The following is a 21,463-nucleotide window of genomic DNA, read 5'->3' on the forward strand; positions in this document are numbered from 1 at the left end:
CGCGCAAGTCGGAAAATGCGACCAATGTGACGCATTTGAAGTTTCGCAGGCGTCGCGCGTTGCGGATCGGAAACTTGGGTCTTTTCGGCATATGTCGCGGCGGCCAGCGACGCATTGAGGGCGTATTTGGAAAGAGAAGAAGATGCCTGCGCCCTTCTTCCATCTGGCCTTTTCGTCGGACCGCCGATACATCGCCGCAAATCCTGTCTGGAGGCATGCCATGTACACCGCCACCCTGATCGCCCGTCCCGGAACGCTCGATCCCGCGCTTGCCGAAGCGCTGCGCAATGCCTGGGGCGGCGGTGATCTGGTCTGGCTCTCGCCGGACGAGGCGGCGGAATTCGACATGCCTTCGGTGCTTGAAACAGCCGAATCCAGTTGGACCACCTTACAGGATCAGGGCGTCGATCTGGCGATCCAGCCCAGCGCGACCCGGCGCAAGAAAATGCTGCTGGCGGACATGGACAGCACCATGATCCAGCAGGAATGTATCGACGAACTGGCCGACGTGGCGGGTGTCGGTGCCCATGTCAAAGAGATCACCGCCCGCGCGATGAACGGCGAGCTGGATTTCGAAGGCGCTTTGATCGAACGGGTCGCTCTGCTCAAGGGATTGCCCGAGTCGGTGATCGACGAGGTTCTGACCACCCGCATCACCCTGATGCCCGGCGGGCCTGCGCTTCTGGCCACCATGAAGGCAAACGGGGCGCATGCCGCGCTGGTGTCGGGCGGGTTCACCGCCTTCACCGCCCGCGTCGCGGCCACGCTTGGATTCGACGAAAACCGCGCCAACACCCTGCTTGCCGAGAACGGCACACTGACCGGCGATGTTGCCCGCCCGATCCTGGGCCGCGAAGCCAAGGTCACCGCCCTTGAAGAAATTACCGCGCGACTGGGGCTGACCGACGCCGATGTGCTTGCCGTGGGCGACGGGGCCAATGACCTTGGCATGTTGCAACGGGCCGGTGCCGGGGTGGCGCTGCACGCGAAACCGAGCGTGCAGGCACAGGCCAAGCTGCGCATCAACCATGGTGACCTGACGGCCCTGCTGTTCCTGCAGGGCTACAGCCGCGCCGAGTTCATTACGCCAGAAGCCCCGGCGCTGGCCTGATCTCTCCGGTCACCAGGCCATCCCAATTGTGGATGGTCGGCGTGAGGAAGGCTTTGACTTCGGGATTGTCGGCATCTAGCACGTCCAGCTTCACGAGGATCGCGGCAATCGCACATTCCGCGGCACGGGTCGCACCATCGGCGGCTTTCACCGCGACACCCAGCCCCTGCTTCGGCAGGATGGCGATGAAGTACCCCTCTGCCCCGGTCTTGAGAGCAACCGGCTCTTTGGCGACCCGCATCAGCCGCGTGCAGGCCCTTCCCTCACCTGCGACAAGTTCCGGATGGGTGTGCATCGCCTCGACCAGCCGCGCCCCAGCGGTGCTCATGCTGTCCGACCGTTGCCCGGCTGTCGCGAACCACGCCATCGCACGCGCCATGCCATGCATCGTGGTGGCAAAGTTCGGCGCGGAACAGCCATCGACCCCGAAACCCGGGCTGGTCTGATCGGTGACGGTTTCAAACGCCTCAAGGCACGCCTTCTGGACCGCGTGGTCTGGGTCGACATAGTTGGGCCCTGCGCCAAGATGTTGCGTCAGTGTCAGGAACCCCGCGTGTTTGCCGGAACAGTTGTTGTGAACACGGCAGGGCGATTCATGCGCGCGGATCATCTCGATCTTCAGGTCGGTGTCCCGGCTCACCTGTGGTCCGCAGCACAGATCGTCATCGCTCAGCCCGAGATCAGCCAGCCAGCGGTTCACCCGCTCCACATGGATCGGCGCACCCTGATGCGACGCGCAAGCCAGCGCAAGCTGTTCGGTGGTCAGACCCCGCGCATCCGAAGCCCCCGACGTCAGCAGCGGCAACGCCTGGATCATCTTCGACGAACTGCGCGGCAACACGACCGCATCGGGATCACCCCAGGCCGACACGATCTGACCCGATCCGTCGCAGATCACCGCGTGACCGGAATGATGGCTCTCAAGAAACGGACCGCGCCAGACCTCTGCCAGCGCAACAGGCTGTGCCATGGGTTCCCTCCTGTCTCATTGGGCAAAAAACTGCCAATTGGGCTTTAAAGACCCCCGTAAATCAGGCTATTCTCACGCCGTCGAGGGCAAAGTTGCAGTGACATAAGTGGGACAAACCCCATACTGTGACGCAGAAACGTGTTGAGGCTAAGGACAGTCTGGAGGCTGGACGCATGAATTCATGGATTGGCGGGGCAGTGATCGGTGCCATGGCACTGGTGACGGCAGGTGTGGGCGCGGCACAGGAAACAAGCACGAACCGCGTGAACGCCATCACCGACTGGAGCGTGTTCGAAGGGCAGGACCCGCGCGAATGCTGGGCGGTGACCACCTACAAGGAAAGCGTGAACACCCGTGGCGGCCGCGTTGTTGCCGTGACACGGGGCGAAATCCTGTTGATGGTCTTCTACCGTCCGGGGGCCGAGGTGCAGGGTCAGGTCGCGTTTACAGGCGGCTATCCTTTCGCGCCGGGCTCCACAGTGAACGTCAACATCAGCGGCACCGAGTTCGAGCTGTTCACGGAAGGCGAATGGGCCTGGCCCGCCACACCGCAGGACGATGCCAAGATCGTCACCGCGATGAAACGCGGCGCGGATGCGGTACTCACCGCGCAATCGGCGCGGGGAACGACCACGAAGGACACGTTCTCTCTTCTGGGCTTCACCGCCGCTGTGGAAGACGCTGAAAAGCGCTGCGCGGCGGGCTGACTTTTGCGCTTGCAGGGATCCTGACCCCGCAAGCCGCACCCCCGAACGGCCCCGCAAAAACCACAGCCTGCGGCTTTCCCCTTTGGCAAAGCCCAAAGAATCCTATATGTGGCCCATCTCTTTTCGAGAAAGGCTGACCCCATGACCGGCGCTGCACCGATCACGCAAGACGTTCTGACCATCCCGCGCAAACTGCCGGAGGGGGGCAAGACGAATATTGTCGGATTGACCCGCGACAAGCTGCGCGAAGCGCTGATCGCCATGGGCACGCCCGAGAAACAGGCCAAGATGCGGACCGGTCAGATCTGGCAATGGGTCTACCAGTGGGGCGTGCGCGACTTCCACGCGATGACGAACCTCGCCAAAGCCTATCGCGCGGAACTGGACCAGCATTTCGAAATCGCCCTGCCCGAGATCGTGTCGAAACAGGTCTCTGCGGATGGCACCCGGAAATACCTTGTCCGCATCGCGGGCGGGCACGAGGTCGAGGTGGTCTACATCCCCGAAACCGACCGTGGCACGCTCTGCATCTCGTCCCAGGTGGGCTGCACGCTCACATGCTCGTTCTGCCATACGGGCACGCAGAAACTTGTGCGCAACCTGACCGCAGGCGAGATCATCGGTCAGGTCATGCTGGCCCGCGACGATCTGGGCGAATGGCCCGAACCCGGCACCGGTACCGGTGAGAATGGTCCGCGCCTGCTGTCGAACATCGTGCTGATGGGCATGGGCGAGCCGCTCTACAATTTCGACAACGTGCGCGACGCGATGAAGATCGCGATGGATGGCGAAGGCATCGCGCTGTCGCGCCGCCGCATCACGCTGTCCACCTCCGGCGTTGTGCCGGAGATCGCCAAGACCGCCGAAGAAATCGGCTGTCTTCTCGCCGTCAGCTTCCACGCCACGACGGACGCCGTGCGCGACAGGCTGGTGCCGATCAACAAGCGCTGGAACATCGAGACGCTGCTCGACGCGCTGCGCGAGTACCCGAAAAAGTCGAACTCCGAGCGCATCACCTTTGAGTACGTGATGCTCAAGGATGTGAACGACACCGATGAAGACGCCCGCCGTCTGGTCAAGCTGATCTCGGGCATCCCGGCCAAGATCAATCTGATCCCGTTCAACGAATGGCCCGGCGCGCCCTATAAGCGATCCGACTGGTCGCGCATCGAATCCTTTGCCGACATTATCTACAAGGCGGGTTACGCCAGCCCCATCCGCACCCCGCGCGGCGAAGACATCATGGCCGCCTGCGGTCAGCTCAAGTCGGCCACCGAACGCGCCCGCAAGAGCAAGGCGCAGATCGAAGCGGAAAGCGGTTTGGCTTAGGCCTTGGCACCTGCCCTCAACCGTACCCGAGCATCAGGCCCACGCGGATCGAGATCGAACAGTGCGGCGTGTTTGGAAAGATAGGCGCGCCACGTCTTTTCAGGACGGCTGGAGATTCTGGTGTTGTGTCGCTGGTACATCAAGCCGCCAAGCTGCGTGATGCGCATGCCATGGGGCCCTGCATCGGCAAGCAGATCGACAACCTTGATGTCCATCTCGCTCAGTTTCGGAACGGCAGCGCGCGCCTTCGGCTGGGTCTTCGCCACGACCTTGAATTCGGAACAGGCCGCGCGCAGCTCGGACCGCGTCTTGTCCTCCCCCATGCCGACAACATGGATGTGCCGCGCCCGAACGAAACGCGCGAGATGTGTAAAATCCGCGTCCGAACTGCCCAGAAGAACCGTCTGAACGCCTCGAGTCAGCACATATTCCGTCACGTCTATTGCGATCTTGATGTCCGACGCGTTCTTGCCACTTCCACAGTAAACGAACTCGAAACGCGACTGACCACCCCAGTCTCCGAGCGCTTTTTCATTTCCGTAGACCCGCGCCAGCACAACGGTGCCGTACGCGCTCGCGGCTTGAAAAATTCGGCCCGCAAACGCGGCGGGCAGGTTGTCCCCATCAACAAAGACTGCAACCAAGCCCGACATGACCTACCCCATTTGCACGTATTGCGGGAATGAAGCGAAACAATGCGACCAGAGTATGGCCCCGTTGTGTCGGGTCCTAAGTCCCGGACACAAGCCGCCATCCACAGAAAGCGCAATCGACCCCTTGACCTTCCAGTCACTGGAATCCCTATCTGTGCCGTGAGACACGAGGATTGACCCATGACCACACTTCGCTTTTCCGTCGACAACATGAGCTGCGCCGGGTGTGCCGGGCGGGCGGAGCGGGCGCTTGCCGCAGCACCCGGTGTGTCCGAGGCCTCGGTCAACATCGCCAATCACATGGCGCAGGTTTCGGGTGACTTTTCCCCCGAGACCCTGCGCGCGGCCCTCAAGACGGCGGGCTATCCGGCGCGCGAAGCAACGCACCGCCTGACCATCGAAGGGATGACCTGCGCCTCCTGCACCGGTCGAGTCGAGCGCGCGCTGGAAGCCGTGCCGGGTGTTCTGTCGGCAAACGTGAACCTTGCCACCCAGACCGCCACCATTCGCACACTAGATGGCGCCGTCACCCTGGACACGCTGGCCGTAACCGTCACGGACGCCGGCTATCCGGCAAGACCGGTCGACGACGAAACGCCATCCGAACACCACTCGGAAATCGAACCGCTCCGCCGCGATACGCTGATCGCGGGCGCGCTGACGCTGCCGGTGTTCGTGACCGAAATGGGTGGGCACCTCTATCCGCCGTTGCATCACGCCATCATGGGCAGTCTCGGCATGCAAACCTTCTGGGTTCTGCAATTCCTTCTGATCACATTGGTTCTGGCGTGGCCTGGTCGCCGCTTTTTCCGCATCGGTTTGCCCCTGCTGGCCAAGGGCAGCCCGGACATGAACAGTCTTGTTGCGCTCGGCACTCTGGCGGCCTGGGGATATTCCACCATAGCCACTTTTTTCCCCGGCCTCCTGCCCGACGGCACACGCGCCGTCTATTTCGAGGCGGCGGGTGTCATTGTCACACTGATCCTCGCCGGTCGCTGGATGGAGGCCCGCGCAAAAGGGCGCACAGGCGCCGCCATCCGTCACCTGATCGGCCTGCGCCCTGATACGGTCCTGCTCTCGCGTGACGGCGAGTTCAGTGAAAGGCCCCTGTCCGAAGTCGCACTCGGCGACGTGATCAAGGTGCTGCCGGGTGGGCGCATCGCCGTGGATGGCATTGTGGTCGAGGGCGACGCGTTCGTTGATGAATCCATGATCACCGGCGAACCCGTCCCGGTGGCAAAAACCAGCGACGATCCCGTGACCGGAGGCACGATCAACGGGCGCAAGGCTCTGATCTATCGCGCCACGGCAGTCGGGTCGAACACCGTGCTCGCGCGCATCATCGACATGGTTCAGACCGCGCAGGGCGCCAAACTCCCGATTCAGGCCCTCGCCGACAAGGTGGTACGCATCTTCGTTCCCGTGGTTCTGGGCATCGCCGCGCTGACCGTCGCCGTCTGGCTGATCGTCGGCCCCGAACCCGCGCTCAGCCACGCGCTTGTTGCCGGGGTCGCGGTGCTGATCATCGCATGTCCCTGTGCCATGGGCCTGGCCACGCCCACCTCGATCATGGTCGGCACGGGGCGCGCTGCCGAACTCGGTGTGCTCTTCCGCAAGGGGGACGCCTTGCAACGGCTGGACAGCGCCAAGGTCATTGCCTTTGACAAGACCGGCACCCTGACCGAAGGCCGCCCGACCCTTGTAGATCAGCACTGTGCACCCGGCTTCGACCGGACCGAGATGCTGCGCCTCGCCGCAGCCGTGGAACAGGGCTCCGACCATCCGATCGCGCGCGCGATCCTTGCCGCCGCAGCGGCGGACCTTCCCGAAGTGACGGAAAGCGAGACTTTCGCGGGCTATGGCCTGTCGGCCCATGTGGAAGGTCAGGCGGCGCTCGTCGGATCGGAACAGCACCTGATCGAGAACGGTGTCGATACGAGCCCGCTCAGGGAGGCCATCGCGCAATACGCCGAACAGGGCAACAGCCTTGTCTGTCTCGCGCTCAACGGCCATGCCGCCGCGGTATTCGCCGTGGCCGATCAGATCAAGCCCAGCGCACGGCCAGCCATCGACGCACTGCACGCGGCCGGGCTGAAGGTTGCGATGATCTCGGGCGACAACGCCGCTGCGGCGCAGGCCATCGCCCGGCAGCTGGGCATTGGTCATGTGACCGCAGGCGTCCGCCCCGATGGCAAGGTGGACGCGATCCGCGACCTGCGCAGCCAATTTGGAACCGTGGCCTTTGTCGGAGACGGCATCAACGACGCCCCCGCGCTGGCCGAGGCCGACATTGGCCTTGCCATCGGCACGGGCACCGATGTTGCCATTGAGGCTGCGGACATCGTGCTCGCCTCGGGCCGTGTCTCGGGTGTCGTCAACGCCGTCGATGTCTCGCGTCAGACCATGCGCAACATCCGGCAGAATCTGTTCTGGGCCTTCGCCTACAACACTGCGCTGATTCCTGTGGCCGCAGGCGCGCTCTATCCCGCCTTCGGCCTGATGCTGTCGCCGATGCTCGGGGCGGGAGCAATGGCGCTCAGCTCGGTCTTCGTGCTCAGCAACGCGTTGCGCCTGCGCAGGATCGCCCCGGCGCAGCAGGACACCCGCGACACACGTTACGTAGAGGCCCCGGCATGAATATCGGCGACGTTGCTCAGAAGGCGGGACTGCCGCCCAAGACCATCCGCTATTATGAAGATATCGGCCTGATCACCCCATTGCGCGACACCAACGGATATCGCGTGTTCCGCGACAGTGACCTGCACAAGCTGGCCTTTCTCGGTCGCGCCCGCGCGCTTGGATTCACCATCGAGGACTGTCGCACCCTGCTGGCGCTTTACGAGGACAACACCCGCGCCAGTGCCGATGTAAAGGACCTGGCGCAGGCACATCTGGAGAAGATCGAGAACAAGATCGAACAGCTCCAATCCATGCGCGATACCCTGTCCGAATTGGTGCACAGCTGTGCCGGGGACAACCGGCCCGACTGCCCGATCCTCAGCGATCTTGCGACGGGCCAACACTGATCCACCCTTGCGCTCCATAGGCGGAAAGCGGTTCAACCTCGTTTCGGCTGACCCTCTCAGGATCTGCGGGCGCGCAGCCAGAGCGACCAGACCCGCCGGTCCAGCAGAACACGGACAAGCGCCAAGAGGATCAGACCGGACAGCGCTGCTTTGGACCAAGGCTCCATCGTGCCTTCGATCTGCACTGCGTGCAGAACGGTGAACACCACGGTGATGCTGACGAGGGTCGTGTGCAAACCCCGCCAAACCCGCAACCGTGTCGCCATGCGACGTCGCAATATGCCGATCAGGCCAGCGGCAAGAACCGCCCACATGGCAATCACACCCCAGGTGGAAAAGAGCGCCGGTGACCGGAGCAAGAGTGCGTCCACCATGTCCGGCGGGCTGGTGATCCAAAGCCCCCCGACATGCACGATCACGACCACCACAAGCGCCACACCCAAGGCCCGATGGGTCTGGCGTCCGGCACGTCCGGTCAGGCCCGGCAGCCAACCGCCCACCAGCAGCGGTTGCACCAGCAGCAGTGCCATGCCGACCACCCCGGCGAAGCCAGCCAAGATATAGACCGGATCGCGCCACGCGATCAGCGGTGAGCCCAAGGCCAATGCGGCGGGACCGCCGGTCGCCAGCAGAAGCGCTCCCCATAGGCTGATCGCACGAACGCTTCGCATCCTCAGCGATCCAGGTTCGTCACGCGGGCTGCAAGACGAAATGCGCGCTCAGGGTGGTGTCGCTGGCACGCGACATCACCGGGCGAAGGAACACGGTCTTGAACTCACCACTGTCATAGGCAAGGTGCCCATGCGGTTGACCGAAGGCCGGGACGATCTGCGGCATCTCGAGCCGGAATTCGCCATTCGCATCCGTCAGGGTCGCACCGTGGCTGTGCCAATCGCGCTCATGGCCTTCGGTGGTATGGGCCCAGATCTGGATGCGCTGCCCCGGCAAGGGCGCCCCGTCTCCGGCACGACGCACGGTCCCGGTCATCCAGAAGCCGCCGCCTCCGATCCTGTCGACGATGGGTGCACCGGGTCGGTAATTGTTCGATCCACCCCGCATGGACGCGGTTGGTGCAAGTCCGGCCGCCCGTGCCGGGACGGTCAACCCAGAACCAGCCATCAGCACCGCCGATGCGCCGAGTGTCACCATCGCGCGGCGGGTCAGTCGTGAAGATGCCATGTCATGCCTCCTCTTCCGGCAGCAGAAACGCTGCATATCCGACAAGCGGGCAGTGACGCCCGCGTCAAAGCCATTTCAGTCTACATCAGATTAGAGCGTCCCGCTGATCCGGACATTCCAACCCACGCCTTCGTGATTCAGCAAGTGCCGCCATTGACCGAGGAAAGGCCTCACACGCGGAAATCCGCCCGGGTCTCCGACTGGAATGCGGTGAACACGCCGGATCCACCTGAATTACGCTATCCTGAATTGTTCCCCACCCCACGAAACAACCTTAAGGCTTGGCGCAGGTCAGTGAATGGGTTGGTGTGGAGATGTTGTCAAACACCCCATTAAGGAGAAAACACGTGGCCAAATCTGCTCACCTAGACATGATGAAATTCTTCAGCACATGTCTGTACATGCTTGAGGAACGGGGCATCACCGTACAGGATTCCTCGGATTTCCGGGAATGCGAGGACCGGATGCGCGCCATCGGGAAGAATTCGATCACCCCGATGATCTCGTCCGAGCACAATGATCTGTCCAAGGACAATGCCGGATGGCTGATCCTTCAGAAGGATGGTCAGGATATCGGCGGAGTCGCCGCACGACACGACCGGCTTGTGACGGAAACGCTGTCAGGCTTCTGGTCACGCAGCTATGGCAGATTGTACAAGGGCCAGGGGCACTTGCGGGTTGTCTCGGATGAACGTCGTCCCTGCGACGAGATCTCGGGCAGCGTGATCTACATGGGCGAATTCTTCATCGCGGAAAGAATGCGCGGATCGCGCCATCTTCTGTCGCTATATACCCACCTGCTCTTTGCCTATTGCCAACTGCGCTGGCATGCCGACTGGCTCTATGCCTTCGTCCGTGCCGATGATGCGCGACTGGGCTATGCCACCGAATACGGGTTCACGCGGCAATACCCCGGCGCGCATGTCTGGGGCGTGCTGCCCAAGGGACGAGCAACCGGCGAATATCTCGTGGCGATCCAGTCAGGCGAACTGGCCGATATGGCAACCTATTTCAACCTTCACCCGTCGGTCCTCCTGGGAGTCGATTCGCTCAAGAGGGTCGAATAGTTCAGAACGAACAGGGTGCCCGAGGCATCCTTGACGGGGAGCATGAGGCGAACGAAGCTGACTTCGACGGTTTCGTTCGTCTCGGGGAAGGGGACGATCCGTTTCAGCGGTGTGATCATCCCGACACCGGAATGCGCGACCGACCTGATCTGACCGTTCAATTCGGCAAGATCGGATGTGCTCAGTGTTTCCAGAAACCGTTCCAACCGGGTGCTTTCGGTCGACCCCAGCGTGGTCGCCGACAGGCCCAACGCACCAACATGGTGAATGCGCGGAATGGACGTCAACGCCTCGGCCGCGCTGACCAGATCGAAATGCGGCGCGATCTGATCGCTGCGGGACAGATCGCCATCGGTCTCTTTCCACCAGGAAATGATCGAATCCAGCGTCGGCCGATCCCCCATCCGGTCCAGCGACCGTTCCGTCGCCTTGAACACGGCGGACAGCAATCGCGCCGCCTGACGATCAACCTCCTGAACCGGCAACGCCTCGAATTGCTGTTGGAGATGGTCGTTCCTGTCGCGCAAGAGAACATCGACCGAGACTCCCAAAGCGTCGGCCACGCGCACGGGCGCGGCAAGGCTGGGCAGGGATCCGCCCTGCATGATTTCGGTGATTGCGCTGTCCGTCTCGAATCCCGCGCGCAGCGACAGCTCTGCCTCGGTCAGGTTCTGCGACCTCATGATGCTGTGCAGATTTGCCCTGAAATTGTCCAGAACCTCCAGTTCCGTGATGCGTGAGATCATAGTGTGGTCCAGTTGTTACAGCGTGCACTCAAACCCCCACTCACAGGTAACGTCGCGCCAGTGGTGTGTATAGCCAAAATGCAGCCTAAAGCTGTTTTAATCGTGAATAAGGCCTTGGAACCACGTTTCTTTTGCACACAACAACGCAGAAAGATATTCCTGCAGGCGCCTTAGCTCGCCAACACATTCCTGAACTGCCAGGGATCACTTTCGTCGATATCTTCGGGGAAATGCTCCCAGCGATCCTGCAGCGGCGTCCAGTCCGTGTAATGCGCCTCGACCGGCCCCAGATAAGGGCGTTGCACCTCGAGACAGCGCACGTGATCCATTTCATCGGTTTCCACGATCCCCGCCAGCGGGTTTTCAAGAGCCCAGACCATGCCCGCCAACACGGCACTTGTCACCTGCATGCCCGTGGCGTTCTGATAGGGGGCAAGGTCGCGCGTTTCCGCGTTGGACAGGCGCGATCCATACCAGAGCGCGTTCTTCTCGTGCCCGTAGAGCAACACCCCCAGCTCGTCGATGCCTTCGACGATCTCGTCCTCGGTCAGGATGTGGTGTGCCGTCTGCTGCTTGCCCGAGCCGAACATCTCGTGCAGCGACAGCACCGCGTCATCGCAGGGATGATAGGCATAGTGGCAAGTCGGGCGATAGTCCGGCGCGTCCGGCGCGCCGACGGTATAGTAGTCCGAAATCGAAATCGCCTCGTTATGGGTCACGAGAAAACCGAACTGCGGCCCCGGCGTCGGACACCAAGTGTGCACCCGCGTGATCGCACCGGGCCGCTCGAGCCAGATCGCGGCCTTGCAGCCGGTCTCGTGGGTGTGGCCGTTCTCGGGGAACCAGGTTTCGTGTGTGCCCCAGCCCAGCTCGGCGGGTTGAAACCCTTCGGCGATAAAGCCCTCCACCGACCATGTGTTCACGAACACGTTGCGCGGGCGCGGTTGGCGTCGCGCCTGCGTGTCGCGCTCGGCCACATGCACCCCCTTGACGCCAAGCGACTGCATGAGCCGAGCCCATCCGTCGCGATCCTGCGGCACGGCGACCTCGTGCCCCGTGTCCCTTGCCAACGTGAGCAAGGCCTCCTTGACGAACCACGACACCATTCCCGGATTGGCACCACAGCAGCTTACCGCTGTCGGACCACCCGGATTGGCGGCTTTTTCCGTGCGCACCGCCTGCCTCAACGCGTAATTCGTCCGCGCTGCATTGTCGGGCGTGTCGAAATAGAACCCCGCCCACGGCTCAACCACGGTGTCGATATAAAGCACCCCAAGTTCACGGCAGAACCGCATCAGGTCCAACGACGAGGTATCCACCGACAGGTTCACGCAAAAACCCGTCCCCTCGGCAAACAACTCCCCCAGCACCTCACGATAGTTTTCGGCGGTCAACGCGATCTGCATATGGTTGATCTTGTGCTGTCGCAGGAAATTCGCCTGTCCCTGATCCGGCTCGATCACGGTAAACTTGTCGGCTTCATATTCGAAATGCCGCTCGATCAGGGGCCACGTCCCCTTCCCGATGGACCCGAACCCGATCATCACGATCGGCCCGTCGATACGCCCATATACGGGATGGTTCTGTGTCATGATCTGCCCTCACCAATCGCGCGCCGAAACCGACGTGCATACCGCAATGTAATGCCCGCGTCCGACGAAGTCCAAGTTGGAGCGTCAAACAAAGCAAAATGCAAAAACCATGGTTCCCGCAGTCAAATGGTGGTCTTTAAAGTGCGCATACGACACAGGATCGGCCAGATTTTGCCGAACCATCCGTCTCACAACTTGCAGAACGTTCAAGGCATGTTAGGGCAAGCGCGAAATAAGACGTCAGTAACACGCTTGGGCACAGACGAGCAGCAAAATGTCGGACTGGGTGAATGACACCCGGGCCTTCAGGACACGCCTCCAAGCCAATACGCCATCCCACGTCTTCGTGACTAATTGCGGCATGACGCCAGTTGACGGTGCAGCCCGGACCGAAAAGTGACAATCAGACCGTGTCTACGACCACAGGCATGAACAATACGCCCAAGGGCCCTGTGACCATCTTGGGAGACGCATATGTCGGCGAAACGCTGATTGCGCGCCCCAATGGTATCGGCGATGCCGACGGCATCGATTATTTGACCGAAACCTTTCAATGGCTTCGGGACGGGACCGCAATCCAAGGCGCAACAGGCCGAACTTATGACGTTACATTGGCCGATGTCGGTACACAGCTGAGCATTCGGTACACTTATTTCGATTTCGGCGGCACGTTGGAAATACTGACAAGTGATCCCGAACCTGCCGTCCCACCGGCGGCACGCCAATTCCTGTCGACACGGGACCCTATAATCCGTTGATGATCCTTGGTGAGGCAGTCGTCGGCGATACCCTGACGGCGCGCCCCAATGCGGTCACTGATCCAAATGGGATCGACTCTCAGTCGATTGGCTTTCAATGGTTGCGTGATGGCAACCCGATTCCAGGTGCCACGGCCCAAGCCTACGACGTAACCGATTCAGACATTGGTGCGGAAATCTCGGTCGAATTTACCTATGTCGATCTCCTGGGTACAGCGCGCTCCCTGACAAGCAACCCAAAGGCCGAGGTGCCGGTGCCGGTCCTCGAGGAGGTCCCGCCCACACCGCCCATCGACGAGACACCGTCCGATCTTCTGAATGGCACCTCCGACGCCGACGCACTCCGAGCGGCTTCGGGCCTCAAGCGCATCAACGGACTGGACGACACAGATACGGTCTATTTCGAAGGACACCAGTCGAACTATACGGTGACCATCTCTGGCGACACCGTGTCGGTTTCAGATCACCGGTACAACGGCCTTGGGACAATTGCCCTCGACAGCATAGAACTGATCGACTTCACGACGGAACTGCCCGAATTCGACGGACCATTCGACCTGCGGACCTTTGGCGGGCTATCAGGGCTCGAGGCTGCGGCGGTCGAAGATTTGATCGAAATCTACATTGCTTATTTTGATCGCGCACCTGACGCCGTTGGTCTGAATTTTTGGGGGTCTGCTTTTGCAAACGGACTCTCGCTTGACGAAATTGCGGCGCTCTTTGCGGACCAGGACGAGACCCGCGCGACGTATCCGGAAGGGACATCAAGCAGTGAGTTTGCAAGTTCGGTCTATTCCAACGTGCTGGGCAGAAACCCGGACATCGCCGGGCTGGCCTTTTGGACCGAAGCGCTCGACTCGCGAACAGTCTCGCGCGACCAGTTGATCATTCAGATGCTGGAAGGTGCACGAGCACCGCTCAAGATCGATCGCGGGCATGAATTCGTCAGCCAGCAAATTGCAGATCAACAATACCTCGACAGCAAGATCGATATCGGCGCGTTCTTTGCGGTGCACAGAGGGTTGACCGACGTTACCCAAGCGGAGGTGGTAATGGATCTTTACGACGGCACGACCTCGGGATTGATCGCTGCTGTAGATGCCATCGACACCTACTACGATGATGCACAGAACCCGTTTGATGGAGGAGCGTTTCTGCTTCAGATCGTCGGCTTGCTCGACAGCCCGTTCCTCGACTGACCGTCAGGCGATCACCCGGTCTGACAGCGCGTCGGCCAGGAAGTCGAAGACGACACGCATGCGCCGGTTCGACAGGATATCCCGGTGTGCTGTCAGCCAGATCGGGAATTTGACCTCCGGCAGATCGGGCGAGGCACGCGTGACGGCAGGATCGGCATCGCCGATCCGCGCGTCGATCACGGCAACGCCCAAGCCCTGCCGCATCATCTCCCACATCGCAAGGTAGCTCGTGCACTCATAAGCCACGGCCTCGACCGGGATCGGCACACCCAACCCCTGCATCGCGCGGACGAAATCCTCGGCCGGACCGGGCGCAATGACACCAAGCCGGGTCCAGTCGTGCGCATCCGTGATCAGGCCCTTTTGATGGATCAGCTCGCGGGCCGCGAAGACCGTCGCACTTGCGTCGGGCAGACGTCGTGCGACAAGATCGGGCTCTTTTGGGCGAAAGTTGCGCAGGGCGATATCGGCCTCGCGGCGCATCAGGTCGGTCGCCTGATTGTCCGCAACGATCCGCAGGATGATCCCGGGCTCTTTTGCGCGCAAACGCTTGAGAATCGGCGGTAACAGCAAACCGGCATAGGCATCCGATGCGGAAATCGTGACAGGTCCGGACAGACCGTCGGATTGGCCATGAGCTGCAATGGAAAGCGCCATCGCGGCCTCTCCCATCTTTCGGGCATGAGCGACAAGCTCGGCTCCGGCCGGAGTTAGTTCCAACCCGCGCCCGAACCGTTCGAAAAGCACCACACCCAATTCGGTCTGCAGGGCGTCCACCTGCCGGCCCAGCGTCGGCTGCGCCAGCCCAAGCGCCCGTGCCGCAGCGGACAGCGATCCTTCCTCAGCGGTCACGAGAAACGCGCGCACCCGGTTCCAATCAAAAGTGACAGACGACCAATCCATGCAAAATTGCATATCAGAAATAGATATCTCGTCAATTTTGTTGATGCGATCCCTCGCATATAGTCCCGTCAGTCGCCTTGAGATGCGGCACGCCCATCACACCGCCTTCTCACAACGGACATTTGCCTCGCAGCTGTCCGACCCAACCGTATTGCCGCAAGAAAGGACTTCCGATGCACGCCTTTTCAGACCCCACCTCCCCGACCTATGCCCGGCTCACGGGCATCTTCTATCTCGGCATTGCCATCGCTGGCGGGTTTGCCATCGCCTATGTCCCCTCACAGATTGTCGTGCAGGGCGATCCGGCCCAGACCGTGTCCAATATTCTGAACCGCAGTTCGCTCTACCGGTCCGGCATCGCCGCGGATGTGGTTGTAATGCTGTTCGAGATCATGGCCCTGTCCATGCTCTACTTCATGTTCAAGCCGGTCTCGGCAACGCTGTCCATGGCAGCTGCAATGGCACGGCTCAGCATGGTGAGCGTGATGTCCGCCATGCTCTTTTTTCACGCCGGCGCAACGCTTCTGGCCACCTCGCCTGCACTTATGTCCAGTTTCGATGCAGGCCAACGTGCCGATCTGGCGGGCCTGCTGCTCGAAATGCACCGCGCGGGCGTGTGGATCTGGCAGGTGTTCTTCACCCTGCACCTTGCCCTGCTGGGCGGGCTGGTGCTGGCCTCTGGCCGCTTCCCCCGCCTGATTGGCATCGGCCTCATGGTCGGCGCTTCCGGATACCTGCTCGACAGCGTCTATGCTTTTGCCTTTCCCGAGGCTGCCTGGCTGGGCCTGCTGCGCGTCGGGCTTCTGGCCGTCGTGACACTGTCCGAGATCAGCTTTGCGCTCTGGCTTCTGATCAAGGGCCAAGGACGGTCTGCCGACAGCTTCAAGTCGACAGCGACCGCCTGACACAACGACAAACGGGCGGCACAACGGGCCGCCCGTTTTCATGAAGGCACAAGACCCTGTCTAGTTTTCGAGGATCACGTCGAAATCGACACGACGCTCGCTCAGCCCGGGTTGACCCGCCAGAACCTGCGGCGTCGAATGCGCCGCGATGATGATCTGCTCTGGATCAAAGCCCGCCGCAACCAGCGAACTCATCAGGGCGACGGCCCGCAGCCGCGCGGTTGTCGGCGTCTCGCCAGAGCCGGGTTCATCCGAGAACTGCCCGACAACGCGCAGTCGCACATCGGGACAGGCACTGGCCTTGGCGGCAAGATCGACGACCGCAGGCATACCGTCCGACGGGGCGGTGATGGACCGGGGCGAATAGAACAGCTTGGTCTGCGCGACAGCCGCCTGAAGCTGGGCGGCACAGGCAGAGGGTGCCGCACCCAGGGGGCGTGGCTGCCCGATCACGCCCGCACGTTGCGACACCTCGCGGATTTCGAACTCCACGCGGCGGTCATAGAACGCAGCAGACTCTGTGCCGGTGATCCGCGACGGTTGCTGGCTGCCCAATCCGACTGACCGGAACCGGGTTGTGTCGATGCCCGACGCAGCAATGCGCTGCAGCACCGAGTCGGCGCGCTGTTGGCTCAACCGAAGATTAGCCGCAGGATCACCGGACGGATCGGAATGACCTTCGACCACGATTTCGACATTCGGACAATCCTGCGCCACGAGGCCGATCAGCCGCGCTTGCGCCATTCCTGCATCATCCGCTGTCAGGCCCCCGCTCGGGAAATAGACGCGCGCTTCACTGGCAAGAACGCGCAGGTCATCAACGCAGGAGGCGTCCTGCGCAAGCTTCGCCTGTGCGGCGGCAAAAAACGCCCCGGGATTGGAGGTCGGGCTGACTTTGGGTTCAGGCTCGATCGAGACAGGTTGCGGCTCGACTTTGGGCTGCACCGGCGTCACCACCGCCGGCTCTACCGGAGCAGGCGTCGGAGCGAGTGTGACCTCGGGTGGCTGTGGGGCCTGTTGCACCACGGCCTGCACTGCCGCGATGCTTCCGGTGCCTTGCGGCACAAGCCCGATCTCCTGCTCACCCAGCGCAACCGGGTTCTGCGACATGGTGCGAGACACTTCGAAGTCGGTCGCGACATCGACCGGTGCCGCGTCCCTTGGTCCAAAACTGATAACACCTGTGGCCGCCAACACGATTGCGGTTGTTGGCGCAATCCACGGCAAATGCTCTTTCAAAATTCGTAACGACATGCTCTTCCCCCAGACTTTAGCAGCATCGCGAGCGTTGTATCGCTCAACATCTTGACAGCGTATCTTTAGATACTGCCTAATTTGGGATAGGGGTCAACATCTATGTGGCAACCCTGCGCTGCAATCTAGAATTTCCGTTCGCCTGTCACATTCCCGCGCCAGATCGAAAGAATCCTGCCTGCGTTTTCGGCTGCCTTGCGTCCCTGCACGGTCGCGGCTAGGGAAAGCACGACACGAGCCGGAGGGTGACATGGACGATCTGCGCGACAAGTATATTGGGCTGATTGCGGCGGCGGGCGATGAAGCGACGCTCGAAGACCTGCGCGTGCAGGCGGTCGGCAAGAAAGGCGAGATCAGCCTTCTGATGCGCGAACTGGGCAAAATGAGTCCCGAGGAACGCCAGACCGCTGGCCCTGCCTTGAACGCCCTCAAGGACGAGATCAACTCGGCGCTGTCCGCGAAGAAAGCGGCGCTCGAAGATGCGGCGCTCGATGAGCGTCTGCGCGGCGAATGGCTGGATGTCACCCTGCCCGGCCGCCCCCGCCGCATGGGCACCATCCACCCGATCAGCCAGGTCACCGAAGAGGTCACCGCGATTTTCGCCGATATGGGCTTTGCCGTCGCCGAAGGCCCGCAGATCGACACCGACTGGTACAATTTCGACGCGCTGAACATCCCCGGCCACCACCCCGCGCGGGCCGAGATGGACACGTTCTACATGCACCGCGCCGAGGGCGACAACCGCCCGCCGCATGTGCTGCGCACACACACCTCACCAGTGCAGATCCGGTCGATGGAGAAAACCGGCGCACCGATCCGCGTGATCGCACCGGGCCGCGTCTACCGCGCCGACTATGACCAGACCCACACGCCGATGTTCCACCAGGTCGAAGGCCTTGCCATCGACAAGGACATCTCCATGGCGAACCTGAAATGGGTGCTGGAAGAATTCGTGAAGGCCTATTTCGAGGTCGACGATGTCGAGTTGCGCTTCCGCGCCTCGCACTTCCCGTTCACCGAACCGTCGGCCGAGGTCGACATCCGCTGTTCCTGGGAAGGCGGCACGCTGAAAGTGGGCGAAGGCGACGATTGGCTCGAAATCCTTGGCTCCGGCATGGTGCACCCAAAGGTCCTGCAGAACGCGGGCGTCGATCCGTCCGAATGGCAAGGCTTTGCTTTCGGCATGGGCATCGACCGCATCGCGATGCTGAAATACGGCATCCCCGACCTGCGCGCCTTCTTCGATTCAGATCTCCGCTGGCTGCGCCATTACGGCTTTGCCGCGCTCGACGTGCCAACACTTCACGCCGGATTGAGCTGACGCCCGGCCGACCCGAAACACCAAATCACAGCGACAGATGCTTTTCAGCCGCGACCACAGACAGGGAACCGACGAACAGCGCCGCCTCTACGCGGCGTTCGAAGTGACCTATACGCTGGTCGACTTCGCAGCGGCACTCTGTTTCGTCGTCGGCTCGGTGATGTTCTTTTCCGAAGACTGGCAGACTGCCGGCACCTGGCTCTTTCTGATCGGCTCGATCTGCTTCGCGCTGAAACCGACACTCCGCGTTGTCCGCGAACTCAAACTCGCGGCCATCGGCGATGACAAAGACCTTGCGCAAAGGTTCAAAGGGGACTGACCATGAAATTCACCCTCTCCTGGCTGAAAAAGCACCTCGACACCACCGCGACCGTGGACGAGATCACCTATGCCCTGACCGATCTGGGCCTCGAGGTCGAAGGCGTCGAGAACCCGGCGGACAAGCTCAAGACCTTTACGCTGGCCAAGGTGAAGCACGCCGAACAGCACCCCGATGCCGACCGCCTGCGCGTCTGCACGGTCGAGACCGACGAAGGCGACAAGCAGATCGTCTGCGGCGCCCCGAACGCACGCGCGGGCATCACCGTCGTTCTGGCGAAACCGGGCGACTATGTGCCGGGCATCGACGTCACGCTCAGCGTCGGCAACATCCGCGGTGTCGAAAGCCACGGCATGATGGCCTCGGAACGCGAGTTGGAACTAAGCGACGAACATGACGGCATCATCGAACTGCCCTCGGGCGAGGTTGGCCAGAAATTCATTGACTGGCTGGCACAAAACGACCCCGCCAAGGTCGACCCGGTGATCGAAATCGCCATCACCCCCAACCGCCCCGACGCGCTTGGGGTGCAGGGCATCGCCCGCGATCTGGCGGCGCGGGGTCTGGGCACGCTCAAGACCAAACCCGTTGATGCCGTGCCCGCCAGCTTCACCGCCGACACCAAGGTTGTGATCGACGCCGACACGCTGGACGGCTGCCCGCTCTTCTGTGGGCGCATCATTCGCGGCGTGAAAAACGGCCCAAGCCCGCAATGGCTGCAGGACGCCCTGCGCGCCATCGGCCTGCGCCCGATCAACTTCCTTGTCGATGTGACCAACTTCTTCACCTACGACCGCAACCGCTCGCTTCACGTCTTCGACATGGCCAAGGTGACAGGCGATCTGCGCGTGCACCGCGCCAAGGGTGGTGAGGAACTGCTGGCGCTCGACGGCAAGACCTACACGCTCCAGCCCGGCCATATGGTCATTTCCGACGCCAAAGGCCCCGAAAGCATCGCCGGCATCATGGGCGGCGAGGAAACAGGCTGCACCGACGAGACCACGGATGTCTTTGTCGAAAGCGCCTATTGGGACCCGATCCAGATCGCCTACACGGGCCGCGCGCTCAAGATCAACTCCGATGCGCGCTACCGCTTTGAACGGGGTGTCGATCCGGCCTTCACGCCCGAAGGTCTGGAACTGGCCGTGCGGATGATCGTCGATCACGCAGGCGGTGAAGCCTCCGATCTGATCCAGGCGGGTGCCGTGCCCGACACCTCCCGCGCCTACAAGCTTGACCCCGCGCGGGTGATCTCGCTTGTCGGCATGGAGATCCCCGAGGCCGAGCAGCGTCAGACCCTGACCGCCCTTGGTTTCAAGCTCGAAGGCAACATGGCCCGCGTCCCGTCCTGGCGTCCCGACGTCATGGGCGAGGCCGATCTGGTCGAAGAGGTCGCCCGCATCGCCTCTCTGACCAAGCTGGAAGGCAAACCGATGCGCCGTATGGACCCCGGTGTGCCCAAGCCGATCCTGTCCCCGATGCAGCGCCGCGAACGCGCTGCCCGTCGGACAGCGGCGGCGCTTGGCTACAACGAATGTGTGACCTACAGCTTCATCGACAAAGCCTCTGCCACGCTCTTCGGTGGCGGCGATGACGGCACAATGCTCGCCAACCCGATCAGCTCGGACATGAGCCACATGCGCCCTGCTTTGCTGCCCGGTCTGTTGCAAGCCGCCGCCCGCAATCAGGCGCGCGGGTTCATGGATCTGGCGCTCTTCGAACTCGGTCACGCCTTCCACGGCGGAGAACCGGAAGAGCAACACCTGATGCTGTCCGGTGTCCTGATCGGCAAGACCGGCCCCAAAAACGTCCACGGCACCGCCCGCCCGGTTGATGTCTTCGACGCGAAGGCCGATGCCGAAGCGATCCTTTCTGCGATGGGCGCACCCGCCAAAACCCAGATCCTGCGCGGTGCCAGCGACTGGTGGCATCCGGGCCGTCACGGCATGATCTGCCTCGGCCCGAAAAAGGTGCTGGGCGTCTTTGGCGAACTGCACCCCAAGGTGCTCAAGGCGATGGATGTCAAAGGCCCGGTTGTCGGCTTCACCCTCTGGCCGCAGGAAATCCCGCTGCCGCGCAAGACGGGGGCAACACGCCCGGCTTTGGTGCTGAATGACCTGCAGGCGGTGGAACGCGATTTCGCCTTTGTTGTCGATGCTCAAGTCGCAGCACTTGACCTGATGAACGCCGCAGCCGGGGCCGACAAGGCGCTGATCTCGGACGTGCGTCTCTTCGATGAATTCATCGGTGGGTCGCTGGGTGAGGGCAAGAAATCCCTCGCCATCACCGTGCGGCTTCAGCCGACCGACAGCACCCTCAAGGAAGCCGACATCGAAGCGGTCGGCAAGAAGATCATCGAGAAGGTCGAAAAAGCCACCGGCGGCGTGCTGCGCGGCTAAGGCACCATAGCGAAAAAGGCGGGGC

20 protein-coding genes are annotated in these 21,463 nt (G+C 62.0%); 12 read left to right on the top strand and 8 right to left on the bottom strand.

Features of this window, described 5'->3' with window-relative positions; all coding sequences use genetic code 11:
* Window positions 1-220: 220 nt before the first annotated feature.
* Complete coding sequence (serB, locus tag MRY75_RS07655; protein ID WP_292306625.1) at window positions 221-1,111, top strand: phosphoserine phosphatase SerB; 891 nt, start codon at window positions 221-223, stop codon at window positions 1,109-1,111.
* On the opposite strand, the gene MRY75_RS07660 is transcribed toward serB, so the two are convergent.
* Complete coding sequence (locus MRY75_RS07660; RefSeq protein ID WP_292306629.1) at window positions 1,083-2,081, bottom strand: asparaginase; 999 nt, start codon at window positions 2,079-2,081, stop codon at window positions 1,083-1,085. The genes serB and MRY75_RS07660 overlap by 29 nt on opposite strands.
* Window positions 2,082-2,290: 209 nt before the next feature.
* On the opposite strand from MRY75_RS07660, the gene MRY75_RS07665 reads away from it, so the two are divergent.
* Window positions 2,291-2,788, top strand: coding sequence for an invasion associated locus B family protein (locus tag MRY75_RS07665; protein WP_292306824.1), 498 nt, complete (start codon window positions 2,291-2,293; stop codon window positions 2,786-2,788).
* A gap of 141 nt (window positions 2,789-2,929) precedes the next feature.
* Window positions 2,930-4,117 (top strand): 23S rRNA (adenine(2503)-C(2))-methyltransferase RlmN, encoded by a 1,188-nt coding sequence (gene rlmN, locus MRY75_RS07670; RefSeq protein WP_292306631.1) that lies wholly within the window; start codon window positions 2,930-2,932, stop codon window positions 4,115-4,117.
* Here the strand turns inward: rlmN and MRY75_RS07675 are convergent.
* Complete coding sequence (locus MRY75_RS07675) at window positions 4,114-4,770, bottom strand: NYN domain-containing protein (RefSeq protein WP_292306633.1); 657 nt, start codon at window positions 4,768-4,770, stop codon at window positions 4,114-4,116. The genes rlmN and MRY75_RS07675 overlap by 4 nt on opposite strands.
* Window positions 4,771-4,950: 180 nt before the next feature.
* Between MRY75_RS07675 and MRY75_RS07680 the strand changes: the two genes are divergently transcribed.
* A complete protein-coding gene (locus tag MRY75_RS07680; protein WP_292306635.1) occupies window positions 4,951-7,407 on the top strand; it encodes a heavy metal translocating P-type ATPase in 2,457 nt (818 codons plus the stop codon).
* A complete protein-coding gene (cueR, locus tag MRY75_RS07685) occupies window positions 7,404-7,796 on the top strand; it encodes a Cu(I)-responsive transcriptional regulator (RefSeq protein ID WP_292306636.1) in 393 nt (130 codons plus the stop codon). Before MRY75_RS07680 ends, cueR begins: the two co-directional genes overlap by 4 nt.
* Before the next feature lie 56 nt (window positions 7,797-7,852).
* Here cueR and MRY75_RS07690 read toward each other — a convergent pair whose 3' ends face one another.
* Window positions 7,853-8,467, bottom strand: a complete 615-nt coding sequence (locus MRY75_RS07690) for a ferric reductase (RefSeq protein WP_292306638.1) — start codon at window positions 8,465-8,467, stop codon at window positions 7,853-7,855.
* A gap of 19 nt (window positions 8,468-8,486) precedes the next feature.
* Window positions 8,487-8,975, bottom strand: a complete 489-nt coding sequence (locus MRY75_RS07695) for a twin-arginine translocation pathway signal (protein ID WP_292306640.1) — start codon at window positions 8,973-8,975, stop codon at window positions 8,487-8,489.
* A 401-nt stretch (window positions 8,976-9,376) separates the two neighbouring features.
* Here MRY75_RS07695 and MRY75_RS07700 point away from each other — a divergent pair, with 401 nt between their 5' ends.
* Window positions 9,377-10,042, top strand: a complete 666-nt coding sequence (locus MRY75_RS07700) for a hypothetical protein (protein WP_292306642.1) — start codon at window positions 9,377-9,379, stop codon at window positions 10,040-10,042.
* On the opposite strand, the gene MRY75_RS07705 is transcribed toward MRY75_RS07700, so the two are convergent.
* Complete coding sequence (locus MRY75_RS07705; RefSeq protein ID WP_292306643.1) at window positions 9,994-10,788, bottom strand: helix-turn-helix transcriptional regulator; 795 nt, start codon at window positions 10,786-10,788, stop codon at window positions 9,994-9,996. The two genes, MRY75_RS07700 and MRY75_RS07705, sit on opposite strands and share 49 nt — an antisense overlap.
* Window positions 10,789-10,958: 170 nt before the next feature.
* A complete protein-coding gene (locus MRY75_RS07710; RefSeq protein WP_292306644.1) occupies window positions 10,959-12,380 on the bottom strand; it encodes a saccharopine dehydrogenase NADP-binding domain-containing protein in 1,422 nt (473 codons plus the stop codon).
* Between the two features lie 428 nt (window positions 12,381-12,808).
* On the opposite strand from MRY75_RS07710, the gene MRY75_RS07715 reads away from it, so the two are divergent.
* Complete coding sequence (locus MRY75_RS07715; RefSeq protein WP_292306646.1) at window positions 12,809-13,138, top strand: hypothetical protein; 330 nt, start codon at window positions 12,809-12,811, stop codon at window positions 13,136-13,138.
* On the top strand, window positions 13,138-14,337 hold the full coding sequence (locus tag MRY75_RS07720; RefSeq protein WP_292306648.1) for a DUF4214 domain-containing protein: 1,200 nt from the start codon (window positions 13,138-13,140) through the stop codon (window positions 14,335-14,337). The genes MRY75_RS07715 and MRY75_RS07720 overlap by 1 nt, the downstream gene beginning before the upstream one ends.
* Window positions 14,338-14,340: 3 nt before the next feature.
* Here MRY75_RS07720 and MRY75_RS07725 read toward each other — a convergent pair whose 3' ends face one another.
* Entirely contained in the window at window positions 14,341-15,240 is a 900-nt protein-coding gene (locus MRY75_RS07725; RefSeq protein ID WP_292306649.1) for a LysR family transcriptional regulator, read from the bottom strand.
* Window positions 15,241-15,413: 173 nt separating this feature from the next.
* Here MRY75_RS07725 and MRY75_RS07730 point away from each other — a divergent pair, with 173 nt between their 5' ends.
* Window positions 15,414-16,145 carry a DUF4386 domain-containing protein gene (locus tag MRY75_RS07730; protein WP_292306651.1) on the top strand — a complete coding sequence of 244 codons (732 nt, stop codon included), beginning with the start codon at window positions 15,414-15,416 and terminating at the stop codon, window positions 16,143-16,145.
* A 60-nt stretch (window positions 16,146-16,205) separates the two neighbouring features.
* Here the strand turns inward: MRY75_RS07730 and MRY75_RS07735 are convergent, their stop codons facing one another.
* The gene (locus tag MRY75_RS07735) at window positions 16,206-17,399 is read right to left on the bottom strand and encodes an OmpA family protein (RefSeq protein ID WP_292306653.1); all 1,194 of its coding nucleotides are present in this window, start codon (window positions 17,397-17,399) and stop codon (window positions 16,206-16,208) included.
* Window positions 17,400-17,649: 250 nt separating this feature from the next.
* Here MRY75_RS07735 and pheS point away from each other — a divergent pair, with 250 nt between their 5' ends.
* Genes pheS through pheT form a run of 3 tightly spaced genes read left to right on the top strand, consistent with a single transcriptional unit; the run spans window position 17,650 to window position 21,438 of the window.
* The gene (pheS, locus tag MRY75_RS07740; protein ID WP_292306655.1) at window positions 17,650-18,720 is read left to right on the top strand and encodes a phenylalanine--tRNA ligase subunit alpha; all 1,071 of its coding nucleotides are present in this window, start codon (window positions 17,650-17,652) and stop codon (window positions 18,718-18,720) included.
* A 37-nt stretch (window positions 18,721-18,757) separates the two neighbouring features.
* A complete protein-coding gene (locus MRY75_RS07745; protein ID WP_292306657.1) occupies window positions 18,758-19,039 on the top strand; it encodes a YrhK family protein in 282 nt (93 codons plus the stop codon).
* Between the two features lie 2 nt (window positions 19,040-19,041).
* Complete coding sequence (gene pheT / locus MRY75_RS07750) at window positions 19,042-21,438, top strand: phenylalanine--tRNA ligase subunit beta (protein ID WP_292306658.1); 2,397 nt, start codon at window positions 19,042-19,044, stop codon at window positions 21,436-21,438.
* The last annotated feature ends 25 nt before the right edge of the window (window positions 21,439-21,463 follow it).

The organism is Marivita sp., from assembly GCF_022763305.1.
Taxonomy (GTDB): Bacteria; Pseudomonadota; Alphaproteobacteria; order Rhodobacterales; family Rhodobacteraceae; genus Marivita.